General features: G+C 39.2%; 10 protein-coding genes and 4 pseudogenes. 4 read left to right on the top strand and 10 right to left on the bottom strand.

The features are described 5' to 3' along the window. The first annotated feature begins 81 nt into the window (after positions 1-81). The 3 genes and pseudogenes from H0S56_RS00645 (at position 82) to H0S56_RS00635 (ending at position 2481) form a co-directional block, all read left to right on the top strand. The gene (locus H0S56_RS00645; protein WP_005401920.1) at positions 82-783 is read left to right on the top strand and encodes an IS1 family transposase; all 702 of its coding nucleotides are present in this window, start codon (positions 82-84) and stop codon (positions 781-783) included. A 28-nt stretch (positions 784-811) separates the two neighbouring features. Further along, positions 812-1315: pseudogene (locus H0S56_RS00640) on the top strand (IS4-like element ISAba33 family transposase); the annotation flags it as partial. Between the two features lie 128 nt (positions 1316-1443). Next, positions 1444-2481 carry a L,D-transpeptidase family protein gene (locus H0S56_RS00635; RefSeq protein ID WP_005249581.1) on the top strand — a complete coding sequence of 346 codons (1038 nt, stop codon included), beginning with the start codon at positions 1444-1446 and terminating at the stop codon, positions 2479-2481. A gap of 33 nt (positions 2482-2514) precedes the next feature. On the opposite strand, the gene H0S56_RS00630 is transcribed toward H0S56_RS00635, so the two are convergent. From H0S56_RS00630 to H0S56_RS00605, 7 genes and pseudogenes are all read right to left on the bottom strand, one after another. Then, complete coding sequence (locus H0S56_RS00630) at positions 2515-2895, bottom strand: hypothetical protein (protein ID WP_227554911.1); 381 nt, start codon at positions 2893-2895, stop codon at positions 2515-2517. 29 nt (positions 2896-2924) lie between these two features. Beyond that, complete coding sequence (locus H0S56_RS14245) at positions 2925-3158, bottom strand: hypothetical protein (RefSeq protein ID WP_227554909.1); 234 nt, start codon at positions 3156-3158, stop codon at positions 2925-2927. Positions 3159-3317: 159 nt separating this feature from the next. Next, positions 3318-3788, bottom strand: coding sequence for a hypothetical protein (locus H0S56_RS14240; protein WP_227554907.1), 471 nt, complete (start codon positions 3786-3788; stop codon positions 3318-3320). Positions 3789-3857: 69 nt separating this feature from the next. After that, positions 3858-4787, bottom strand: a pseudogene (locus tag H0S56_RS00620) (IS5 family transposase). 42 nt (positions 4788-4829) lie between these two features. After that, positions 4830-5222: pseudogene (istB, locus tag H0S56_RS00615) on the bottom strand (IS21-like element ISAba8 family helper ATPase IstB); the annotation flags it as partial. After that, on the bottom strand, positions 5222-6241 hold the full coding sequence (gene istA / locus H0S56_RS00610) for an IS21-like element ISAba8 family transposase (RefSeq protein WP_004669933.1): 1020 nt from the start codon (positions 6239-6241) through the stop codon (positions 5222-5224). The pseudogene istB and the gene istA, both read right to left, overlap by 1 nt. 84 nt (positions 6242-6325) lie before the next feature. After that, positions 6326-6760, bottom strand: a pseudogene (locus tag H0S56_RS00605) (helix-turn-helix domain-containing protein); the annotation flags it as partial. A gap of 135 nt (positions 6761-6895) precedes the next feature. Here H0S56_RS00605 and H0S56_RS00600 point away from each other — a divergent pair. After that, positions 6896-7513 (top strand): CAP domain-containing protein, encoded by a 618-nt coding sequence (locus H0S56_RS00600; RefSeq protein ID WP_004644818.1) that lies wholly within the window; start codon positions 6896-6898, stop codon positions 7511-7513. A 126-nt stretch (positions 7514-7639) separates the two neighbouring features. On the opposite strand, the gene H0S56_RS00595 is transcribed toward H0S56_RS00600, so the two are convergent. The 3 genes from H0S56_RS00595 to H0S56_RS00585 all read right to left on the bottom strand — a co-directional run bounded on the left by H0S56_RS00595 (position 7640) and on the right by H0S56_RS00585 (position 12774). Beyond that, positions 7640-9079 (bottom strand): HlyD family type I secretion periplasmic adaptor subunit, encoded by a 1440-nt coding sequence (locus tag H0S56_RS00595; protein WP_004732699.1) that lies wholly within the window; start codon positions 9077-9079, stop codon positions 7640-7642. After that, positions 9076-11211 carry a type I secretion system permease/ATPase gene (locus H0S56_RS00590; protein WP_195725429.1) on the bottom strand — a complete coding sequence of 712 codons (2136 nt, stop codon included), beginning with the start codon at positions 11209-11211 and terminating at the stop codon, positions 9076-9078. The genes H0S56_RS00595 and H0S56_RS00590 overlap by 4 nt, the downstream gene beginning before the upstream one ends. A gap of 168 nt (positions 11212-11379) precedes the next feature. Next, positions 11380-12774, bottom strand: a complete 1395-nt coding sequence (locus tag H0S56_RS00585; protein ID WP_195725428.1) for a TolC family outer membrane protein — start codon at positions 12772-12774, stop codon at positions 11380-11382. Positions 12775-12776 lie beyond the last annotated feature (2 nt).

Genomic DNA, 12776 nt, shown 5'->3' with positions numbered 1-12776 from the left:
AAGCTAAACACCCGTTCTTATTTGGTGGTGTTTCAAAAAGTATGCTGAAAAAAACAATATGGCTTTTGATAAAATAGAGGTATGAAAATAACGCTACAAATCAAATGTCCTACCTGTCTAAGTAACAATATAAAGAGAAATGGCATCAAAGTAGATGGGAAACAAAACCATCAATGCAAAGATTGCAAACGTCAGTTTATTGGTGCTCATGCATTAAGCTATCAAGGGTGTAACTCAGGTATTACCGGCAAGATATTACATTTAATGATCAGAGGAAGCGGTGTAAGAGATATTGCTGAAGTCGAGCGTATCAGCATTGGCAAGGTATTACGAACCTTAAGTGAATCGATCTATCAGATTCAGCCTAAACAAAGCCACTACGAATGTCTTGAAGTCGATGAACTTTGGACTTTTGTAGGGAATAAGAAAAATAAACAATGGCTTATTTATGCCTACCATCGAGAATCTGGAGAAATTGTTGCTTATGTTTGGGGTAAGCGGGATTTAGCAACGGTTCAACGTCTTAAAGCTAGACTTAAAAAGCTTGGGGTTCAATATGCTCGAATTGCGAGTGATCATTGGGATAGTTTTATTACAGCATTTCAATGTTGCAAGCAAGTGATCGGTAAGTTTTTTACCGTCGGTATTGAAGGTAACAATTGTAGAATTCGTCATCGAATCAGGCGTGGATTTAGGAGAAGTTGCAACTTTTCTAAAAAGCTCGAAAATCATTTTAAAGCCTTTGATTTGACTTTCTTTTACCTTAATAACGGATTTGTTTAACGCCAGCATACTTTTTGAAACACCACCTAGTGATTTATTTCGTCATCTTCAAGTTGGTCAAACTGAATGTCGTAAACGACGTATTTGGGTTGGTCGAGTGAAACTGTATATTAGTGCGCTACGATTAGAAGATGGAGAACTTTTACTTGTTGTTTCTCCTATGTTGAATGCTTCAGCTATTCGTGATTATGCATTACGCTGGGAAATCGAAACCTTATTTAGTTGTCTCAAAGGACGTGGATTCAATCTTGAAAATACTCGTTTAACAGACCCTAGACGAGTCAAGAAATTGATAGCAGTGCTAGCTATCGGTTTCTGTTGGTGCTATTTAACAGGTGAATGGCAACATGATCGAAAAAAAGCGATAAAAATAAAGAAGCATGGACGACTTTCAGTAAGTTTATTTCGCTACGGTTTGGACCATGTTCAAATGGCTATTCTACGTTTGATTGGTTTTGGGAAAAAAGAAGAATTTAAGAAAGTGCTAGCAATTTTAAGAAAGAAAAAGCCTGATAGGACAAGGGCCCTATGAAATTTGTCGTGTACAGAGTTAAAATTGTTACAAAGCCGCATTTTATATACATTTTTAAATTATCAACTTTATTTAAAATATGAGTGCAGTTATTTTGATCAATAAAATTAGTTTGGGGGTTAGTCGTTATGTTGAGTCGCTTTTTAGTTATTTGCCTGAGTAGTATGTATATTTTTTCGACTTATACTCTTGCAGCTGAACCACAAAAATCACTTCCTCCTACCACTAACAATCTAAACAATTTAGCACTGTTAAACCAAGCCGACACATGGTCTTTAGATAATCTAAATAAAGCGGAGTGGTCGGACAATCTTGAAAAAGGCTATCTTCCTGTTTACGCAAAGTTACAAGTGCTGTTGAGTCGCCATTACTCATCCTCAGGTGCAATTGATGGCATATTGGGCCTAAATACTGTGAAAGCCATTTCCGCTTTTCAGATTATGAAGGGTTTAAGTGGTGACGGAATCTTAGACGCAAATACTTGGCAGCTTTTAAATGAAGATACGACTCAACCGACGTTTATTAAGTACACCATTACCACACAAGACTTAAAAGTTCCTTATGCTCAATCGATCCCTGTAGATTATGCTGAACAATCAAGAATGAAGGGCTTGTATTACACTCGTGTGACCGAAATGCTCGGTGAAAAATTCCATATGGATGAATTGTTTCTACAAAAAATTAATTCAGGCGCAAATTTTAATAAAGTCGGTGAAAAGATTATTGTCGCAAATGTAATAAATGTTTTGCCAAATAATGTGCAAAGCATTATTGCACACAAAGGTTCTAAACAATTATATTTGCTTAATCGACAAAATAAGATCATTGCATCTTTTCCTGCAACGATCGGGAGCGAAGATAATCCCTCACCCACTGGCACGCATGCCATCGGCAGTATCGTGTTCAATCCACATTATAGTTATAACCCTAAGAATTTTATTCAAGGCAAAAATCTTAAGCCCTTAAGCCTCCCCCCAGGACCCAACAACCCTGTAGGAAATATTTGGATTGGTTTATCTCGACCTTCTTTTGGGATTCATGGTACGCCAAATCCCGCCTTAATTTCTAAAACAGCATCGCATGGTTGTATCCGATTGACTAATTGGGATGCTAATAACTTAGCTAAAGTCCTCCATAAGGGGTTAACTGTAATTTTCTTGGAATGAAAAAATTTACCTCGCTATTTGAAAAATCAAAATTTAGCAATCAAGCGCTTGCGTTCTCAAGCTCAATTCCTCTTGTCTCTTCCCACAAAGCCAAGATTTCGCTAGGCGTATACTTTTCCCACTTTTCATAGTTGCCAATAATTGGGCACTAACAAACAGCTCAATCTCGGAATACGTCCAATTTCCAGGAAGATTCCTCGGATACTTAGGTTTTTCATCTTTATGGTCTAAATAATCTAAATAAGTCGATATTTTCTTAGCAAAAACAGTATCTTTAATAAACCTAGCGTTTTCATCACCGGATAGCTCTAAGGTGCGTAACCGATCACCTACAAATTTCGACTGATACCAAAACAAGCTCAAAATATGCTGTAAATCATATTTAAGAAGCATCCGCATTAAATCCAATTCCAAAGCATTATTTTTCTTTACAGGGATTTTTTTTATTGGCGAACAAAATCAAGCAAGGCATACACTTCATTTAATCTTTTATTTTTTATATATTTTCCAATTTCCTTGAAGTCTTTGATATAAACTTTTGAACCCATAATTTCCTCATACAGCCCAAAGGTCCACTGCTCTAGGTAATCGTAGCATTCAGGAATCACAAGATTTATGTCTGCCTTAAAATTTAAGGCTAAGTAAGTTTGAATTTCATGCGTTATATTTTCATTCAAATATTGTCTACAATCTGAATGTAGCTGGCGCAAATCAGCTTGTTTTTGTATAAATTCGTCAAATTCATTTGTTTTAAAAAGATAGCCTTTTTCAAATATTCTTTTTACAAGATCACCAGCACCATTGGCTTCGAGTTCAACAAATGAACGCCACTCATGTTATGGCAAAACATTGTCTGTGCCAATCTTAATTTTGCTGAGCATAACATACAGAACTATTTTTTCTAAGTAACTGAGCTGCTGCTTCGGTGAATCTATTGGCTCATCTGACAATGTTGGAATACACAATTTAAACTCATTGAGATATTTGTTCATGTAATTTTGTACAGAGCGTCTACGGCAGTCATAGCATTCTAATTCTCTCTTGTAATTCTTCCAATCTTTAAAGCCTATGTCTTTACGTATAAAAATTTCATAATCGAAATAGCACTTTTTGCAGTTTTTTATTCCCGTATATTTTAAATGTCCACTGTGTTTAACGATTCTTTCCAATTTTGCAGATGAACTAATATCATATTTTTCCACTAATTTTTTTACAGAATAAGTGAACTGGTGCTTTTCAATTTCATTAAATTGCCAATAGTCTTGTAATAATTCTAAATTAAAATCTTCATATTCAGGATTCATCACAAGTTCATATTGTCCTTGGCTTTGTTGCACAAATAGACGAAAGGTAGAGTTGTTCTAATCTTCAGATATTTATACAACAGCCACCGTTTTAGCTGTACCAAGTTGAGTAAATTTATTCAAAATATCGACTCTTATTTGCAAGTCAACCACCTGACGATTAAAGCATCGACTAGATACACCTTGTCCAAGTCGTTTCAAGGCAAACATTTTAGCCTCTATTCGGGATCGTCGATGATAACCAATATCTCGTTTCCACTGCTTTTGACCCCTGTCCCAACAGCCTTGTACTGCATGATTCCTTGCTTTACCAATTTCATTTTCTACCCATAAAGCAGCATTGGAACGAGGAGGGATAATTACATTTGCTTGCCGTTTCAAAATCGCATCATAACAATTCACTGTGTCATAAGCACCATCAGCCGTGACAGATGCAATGGGTTCATCAATTTGATCTAAAAGAGGTTGGAGCATTTCAGCATCACCATATTGGCAGGTCGTGACTTCAACCGCTTGTATTTCTCCACTGTTTGCATCTGTCGCAAGATGTAATTTCAGCCATTGACAATGTTGGTTTACGCCATGTTTTTTACGCACCCATTCCCCATCACCTGTAACTTTGATCCCTGTGCTATCAACTAAAATATGCAAGTCTTCCTGTGGATTTTTTGCTGATTTATGTAGAAGTGGCTGGAGCTTATCTGCTCGCCGACTCAATGTTGAGAAGTCTGGAACATTCCAGTCGAGGTGAGCCATTTGAAAAAGGCTTTGAATGAAACCTTGTGTTTGGCGTAAAGCCAGTTGGAACAGGTTTCGTATCGTCAGGGCAAATTGAATTGCTATATCAGTCTAGATAGGTTGACATCCTTTTTTTCCAGTAGGTGTTGCAGACCATTGCATTTGGGGATCAAACCAAATGGTGAAAGCACCCCGTTGACGTAAAGCCTGATTGTACTCAGACCAGTTCGTTGTTTTGTATCGGCTTTTTGATTCTGTATTCATCTAACATGTATGGGGATGAAATTTATTTATGCAACAAAGACTTTTGACATTGTTTATGATGGCCTTATAGTCTAATGCCATAGATAAGTGCGTTTTTCCTACTCCGCTAGCCCCCAGAAACACCACATTTTCTGCTCTAGCAATAAAGCTCAGATTGAACAGTTCAATCACCTGTGATTTAGGGGCCCCTAGGGCATAATTAAAATCATAGTCTTCCAGGGTTTTGACTTGAGGCAGGCCTGAGAGTTTCATCAGTACCTGCTGACTGCGCTGTTGCCTGGCAGCATATTCATGCCTCAAGATCGCTTCAACAAAGTCGGCATAACTTCCATCTTGACCTAATGTTTGTTGTGCATGATGTGACCATTGTGATGCGATGGCAGGCAGATTGAGCTTTTGGCAAAGCTGCTCTATACGGTCGTATTGCAGATTCATCAGGAAACTCCTAGCAACTGATCATATACCGATAAGGGATGCTGCAAACTCTCGTAGGGCATGACATGCTGTGCTGCTGCAACAGGTACAGTGCTAGAACCTGTATCTGATTGCGGTAATGGCGTAAATTTTTGCTGCTCCTGTTGCAGTCGAACAGCCGGTTTTTCTTGCGTGGTGGCATGAATCCGCTGATTGGCGGTTTCATGCAGCCACCGGCCAATGTGGGCATTGGCGACATCAACATCTAACAGTAAACCCGAAGTCTTCAGGCTTGCTTTCAATGGCACAATAAAGCTTGATTTGAGGTATCCATTAAAGCGTTCAACTTTGCCTTTGGTCTGTGCACGGTAGGGCTTACATACGCGAGGACGAAAGCTGTATTTCTTGGCGCAGTCGAGCAGTTTGGGATTCCATTTATGCTGCCCCTCCTGATAGGCATCCCGTTCAATCATGATCGTTTTAGCGTTATCAAACAGGATTTCCTGAGGTACTCCTGCAAAGAACTGAAATGCATTTTCCAGACCATCGATCCATGCATCGGTACGTTCATGATCATAAAATTTCACGAAAGTCGCTCTGGAATACCCTAATGTTGCGACAAAGGCTTTCAAAGTCGTGTTGTTGCGTCGAATCGTGGTGAAATCCACCTGCATTTGTTGGCCAGGTTGGGTTTCAAAACGAATGATCGGTTCCGGTTTGGCAACTGGTTTTAATGTTGCAAGATATTCCCTCAAGATCCTGATCTTTCCTGGATATCCCAACCTTAAAATTTCCTGGTAGAGCACGACAGCAGGAATCCATTCAGGATGAGCTGCGTTTACACGTTGGAGTAAATAAGGTTTATATGGGTCAAGGATACTTATTCTAGGCTGTATACGCTGATACTGAGGTGTGGTGTTTTGCCGTAAATATTTACGTACGGTATTTCTGGACACCCCCAGTTCACGACTAATGGCTTTAATAGATTTACCTTGTTGATGAAGTATTTGGATTGTCACTGCTTGCTCCAAAGTTAACATGTTGAGCAGTCCAAAATGACCGCTATATTAACCAAGGGGGTCAGTTTTTAAATGCCATTAGGGGGTCATTTTTACACTGCCGCTAACAGCAGCAATCTGATGATCATTTAATTCGATACCATCCTGTGCCACTTTAGCTGCGAGTGCTTTCAAACGCTTCTTAAAGTTCTCTAAATCATAGCGTAACCAAATAGAGCGAACACCGCTACCTGAAACAAATACACCCTTCTTGCGTAATTCGTTACTAGTACGATGCTGCCCATAAGCTGGATACTGAGTTGCGAAATCAATGACTGCTAGTTCTGTAGCATCATCTACACGATTTTTTAGATTAGGTACTCGACGGGATTTATTGATCAATGCATCCATGTCACCAGACTGTACTAGCTCCTGATAGCGATGAAAAGTATCTCTAGAGACACCCATCACTTTGCATGCTCTAGAAACATTTTGAAGCTCTTCAGCTAAATTGAGTAAGCCTACTTTGTGTTTGATGATTTGATTGTTAGTATGCAACATAAGAAAGTTACCTTTGTTTGATTAAGATTTCGACACCTTTATCAAAATGGGTAACTTTCTCTTTTTCAAGAGTTATGTCCGATCAAGTCTGAACTAATACATCTGATGAATAAAAAAATTTGCTAGAGGTGCACTATGAAAAATATTGCTTATCATTCTTTTATATGCAGTCTATACTTTTTACTACATGGATGTTCAAATTCACAACCACAACAGCCTTTGCAGCATCAATCAAATAAAACCATTGCAAAATCAACAACGATACCCACTCAAAAAAATCCTCAACAGACTTTAGCCTCTTTTGACAAAATCTCTTGTGATGACATTAAAAATCCACAATATCAGCAAGCCGTTTTAAATGCCATTAACGTGATTCGGCATCAACCGCAACAATGTGGAAAAATAGCTTACTCTGCTACCCACTCGCTAAAATGGAATAATCAATTACAAACAAGTTCAACTGCACATGCGCTGGATATTTCGCAACGTCAGATTTTAAGTCATGTCGGTCGAAGTGGTGAAAATCTGAGAGCTCGTATTAAAAAAACAGGATACAAAGGTGGTGGTGGGGAAAATTTAGCAACAGGTCAAAGCAACCTAAAACAAGTTTTAGAAAATTGGCTGGCGCTCAGTCCCGGACATTGCGATAACTTAATGAAACCCCAATTTAAAGATTATGCGATTACCTGCGTTCGAAATGATGTAACTCATCGAACGTATTGGGTGCAACATTTTGGCACTGGAAAAAACTAAAAATGAATTTAGATTTTTTATCTGCTTCAATAAAATGTAAATTTCGCGCGTTTAAAATTTACTTTATAAATCAAAAATCCCTCTTTTCAAAAGAGGGATTTTAAGAGATTTCGGTTTTTATTCGACTTAACGTTCGGTTAAGGCATTATTTTTCGCTTTAAGAATTGGTTTAAGCAGATAAGAAAGAATAGTTTTCTTCCCTGTCATAATATCCAATTGAACGGTCATGCCGGGAATCACGGATAATCCTTTACCAAACGTTGGTTTATCAGTCACTGCACGGACGATATAAAACATATTGCCTTTTTCATCGGTAAATGTGTCTGGGCTAATATGTTTTACTTTCGCATTCATTCCGCCATAGATTGAAAAATCATAGGCCGTAAATTTAATCACCGCAGGCAAATCTGGTCGTACAAAAGCAATATCTTTCGGAGACACTTTTGCTTCAACAATCAATTGTCCATCTAAAGGTACGATTTCCGCGACTTGATCACTCGGTTTCACCACCCCACCGATGGTATTAAAGAAAATTTTCTGCACGATACCATTGGTCGGTGAACGAATATCTGTGGTTTTTACTCGATCTGCCACGCCTGAAATACTTTCCTTTAAACTCACTAGCTGAGCTTGCGCTTCTGCCAGTTCATTGCGCCATTGATTTTTTAAACTCACCGCAGCCTCAGAAGTGCGTGATTGCGCTTCCCCAATAGATGCCTGCGTAGCTCTTAAATTCGCTGCCGCCTGTTTGCGTTCGCCATCGGCATTCGATACGTCACGTTCAAGGCGCAAAATATCCATTTCTGACACTGCACCCGTCTTTAACAACGGTCTTGTGGTATTTAACTCCCGCACCGCAATTTGATATGCTCTTTCGGCTTGGCCGAGCGCAGCTTGCGCCCGTTGTGACTCCTGTTGACGGGTCGAAACCGTGCCTTGATTGGTCATGGTTCTTTGACTCAGTTCACGCAGACTTTCTGCATAATATTGGCTTTCTTGCGCCATAATGATTGCAGCTGCATCAGGTGAAACCCCCGCAGGGACACTGCCTGAGGTATAGCCCGAGCCATTTAATTGTGCACTTAAACGTCTAACTTTGGTTTGCAAGGCAAAAATCTTGGCATTAACTTCATTCAAATTTGAGGTGAACCGTGTCGGGTCAATACGAATCAATAGATCGCCTTTTTTGACGTGCTCACCTTCCTGCACATACACCTTTTCAACCACGCCACCATCAACCGATTGAATCACTTGCATCTGTTGAGATGGAATCACTTTTCCTTCACCACGAGTAATTTCATCGACTTTGGCAAAACCTGCCCAAAGCAACAGGCAGACAAAAGTCACCACAATAATATAAAGGGTCATTCGTGTCTTGAGTGGTTTTTGTGATTGTGTGACTTCCTTAACCTGTCGCTGCCAATCATTTGCATCGGCAGGTTGATATTGTTTAAATAAACGCAAACGACCGAAAATAGGATTCATCACCTTTTCAGAGTTTTCGATACTTTTACCTACACCTTGAAATAATTTCTCGCGATTGGTTTTATTTTGTTCTTCGCTCACGACGTTACTCCTACAGTTTTTTCTTGTTGAGGAAACATCGCTTTCAAGACAGTTTCTTTCTCGCCATTTGCAATGACTTTGCCATCTTCAAGAATGATAATTCGATCGACCAAAGCCAATAACGCAGGTTTATGCGTGACCAAGATCAAGGTGTGTTGGGCTGTCATGTATTGTTTTAAATGATGAATCACATGATTTTCCAATGGCGTATCCATGGCACTGGTCGGCTCATCGAAAATCAAAATTTTCGCATTTTGAGCAATTGCACGTGCAACTGCGATTGCTTGACGTTGCCCACCCGACAGTTTGTGCCCTCGCTCACCGACTTGCAAAGACAAACCATCTTCATGTGCTTTTAGAATCTGCCCTAAACCCGAAATGACTAAACTTTGTTCCAAAACCGTTCGGCTGACATGTGGATTGCCCAACACAATATTCGACAACACCGTACCATTCAATAAGTCGATGTCTTGTGGAATATAACCAATTTGGTTGCGTAATTCCGCAGGATCAATCTGTGCAATATTGGTTTGATCAATAAATACCGTACCCTCTGTAGGTCGATAAAGTGACAATAATATTTTTTCAATCGAGCTTTTACCAGAACCGACTTTACCCAATATCGCCACTTTTTCACCTGCGCGAATCGATAACGTAATATCTTCCAAAGCTGAACGTGAATCATTCGGATAGCGCAAACTGACATTTTTAAATTCAATATTACCAATAAGATTGGTATGACTGACCCAACCTTTTAGATTTTCTCGCTCTTGTTCCGCTTCAACTGTTTTGTTCAATAAATTTAATGCACTTGACGCTTGATAATATTGAGTAAGTAAGCCTGCAACCTGTGCAATTGGGGCCAACGCACGAGTCGAAATCATATAACAGGCAATGAGTGCGCCTTGCGTGAGCTTGCCTTCAACAATCAAGTAAACCCCGATGATGATAATGACCACGCCAACGGTTTGTTGAACCCATGACGCAAAGTTTCCAACCGTTCCACCCAAAAAACGTAACTTTGCAGAATAATGCACGGTAAAACGGGTGGCTTTTTCCCACAAAGCTTGCATACGACCGTTAGCATTAAAACTCTTAATGGTTTCTTCATTGTTTAAAGTTTCAATTAACAAGGCTTGACGTTGTTGTGAAGCTTCTGCCATCGCATCAGATAATTTTTTCAAATTGACATGCACTGACAACGCGTGCAATAAAATGATAAATGCTGCAATGAGCAGCGGAATCACAAACACCCATGAAATGATACAAATGACCGCAAGGAACAATACAAAAAACGGCAGATCGACTAAGGAAACAACAGTCAATGAACTGGTAAATGAACGAATCGATTCATAGGATTGAATATTTGATGCCGTCATACCAACCGACATATTATTCTGCTCCATGCGACGACCAAGCACTTTTTCCATGATATAAGCAGATAGTTTATTGTCTGCACGCGTCGCAGCTAAATCGACAAAATAACTGCGTCCTAACTTTAAAACAAAATCGGCGGTAATAATAATCATGATGCCGAGTGCCAAAACCCATAACGTATCCAATGCATGATTTGGTACAACTCGGTCATAAACGTTCATGACAAAAAATGGAGAACATAAGGCGAAAATATTGATGAATAATGCACCGAGCAAAATATCTTTATAAATTGAACGGTGTTCACGAATTACACGCCAAAACCAGTGTTGCTGATTTTTTTCCATTTTCAGTTTGTTATCGACAATAAACTGACGTTGCTGTAAATAAATCACCGAACCTGCATATTGCGCTTGTAATTCCGCAATTGGAATTTGTTTAACGGTATCGGCCAATTCTGGAAAATAAACAGTTGCTAGTTGCTGTTCATGATCAATTCGATACAACACACACGCAGTATTATTTTTTAACAATAAAATTGCAGGAAACACAAAGTGATTTAACTGTGCTAAACCTTGCTGCACTATATTACTGCTTAAACTCACACGATCTGCAGCACGTGCTACAAAGTCAGGAATCAGCAAGCCATTCGGCAAAGGTAAACCCGAAAGCAGCCCTTCTTGCGTAATACTTACCTCATAATCTTTAGCGACCCGAATGAGGCATAACGCTAAAGGATCAAATATTTGTGTTGTCACTTATTCACCATAGGTCAAAATGTATTTTGATTCTTTTGAACTTAAACTTGCAGATGAGTTAATGTATTGCTTCCAATTGTTCAATAACAAGAACTTCTCTTATATAAAATGTATATTTACAAGTAAAATAGGGTGCACGTTGCACCCTATTTTTAATTCATCAGATCATTATTCAGCCACTTGTGCTTGCACATTCGCAGAACAAACATTTGCAGCATTAATTTCACGCTGACTCACGTCTGATACAGCAGGTAAATTATCACGTTGAATACCGAGCGCAGGCAATAATTGTCCCATGCTATACAGTGTTTGGAATTGTGCAACTTTCAAGTCATATTGCGTAGTTACATAAGCACGGTTGGCTTGGAATGCTTCATTTTCCGAGTCTAAAACATCAAGTAATGTACGACGACCAATATCAAACTGATCGTTATATGCTTTTACAACTGAAGCCGATTCATCACGATGACGTTGTAACCATTCTAACTGGCTGCTGTAGTTATTCACATTGTTATAAGCCACAGTTGATGTTTGGCGAATATCGACACATGCTTTGTTTTTCAAATCATTAGATAATGAAACACGTGCATTGGCAGCATTCATGGCTGCTCTGTCTGCAAAACCATTAAATAGATTGTAGTTGAGTCTTAATTCAACTGCGCTATCTTGCCCGTATTTATCGTTATCGGGATTGCTACGCTCATCAAAACTATTACGGTTTTGATATAAACCTGTACGCGCTACAAACGAAAGTTTCGGGTACATATTGGCTTTAAATTCTTGAGCACTCGCACGCGCATATTGCATTTCACTTAACGCAGCTTTTAAGCTGTTGTTATTGTTATACGCAGAGGTAATCAATTCTTGTGTGTTGTTTGGCAGTGCCACATTCACACTTACTGGCGCAAGATTACTACTTGGCTCCACCCCAACAATTCGTGCAAAACGTGCAGATACATCATTTAAGTTGGCTTGTTCAGTCATCAAGTTGGTTTGAGCAAGTGATAAACGACCTGTGATTTGTGACAAATCTGCTCTATTACCTACACCCTGATTGGTACGTTGTAATACTTGATTATAAACACGTTGATGATTGGCAAAATTTCCTTCTGCCAAACCAACCAGTTCGCGATAACGCTGTACATCTAAATATGCTTGAGTTGCTTCAAGTGCTTTTTGTTCAATACCTGCATTCAAATCGTAATAACGTTTTAGCGCAGCATAATCGCCTTGTTCAACTTTGCTTTTAATACGAAAACCATCGAACAAAACTTGAGTTAATGCAATTTCTGCCTGACCTTGATTAAACCAACCACGATCACCATCGAATTCACGGTTGCCTTTGCCGTAAGCTGCATTCAAATCTAACGACGGTAAATAGCCAGCGCGTGCTTGTTTTTGATTTGCTGTTGCTTCAAGGAAGCTAAACCATTGTGTTTGTATTTCTGGGTTATTTTCAATAGCAGTTTTGGTCACCGAGGTCAAATCTGCTGCAGATACTGTCATTGCAACTGCTGTAAATGCAACCATGCTCGCCATTTTGGTTAATGCTAATACTTTCACAG

Origin of the sequence: Acinetobacter lwoffii, assembly GCF_015602705.1 — a bacterium.
In the GTDB taxonomy this organism is placed as follows: domain Bacteria; phylum Pseudomonadota; class Gammaproteobacteria; order Pseudomonadales; family Moraxellaceae; genus Acinetobacter; species Acinetobacter lwoffii_E.
This window is presented reverse-complemented; position numbering and strand designations above follow the sequence as displayed.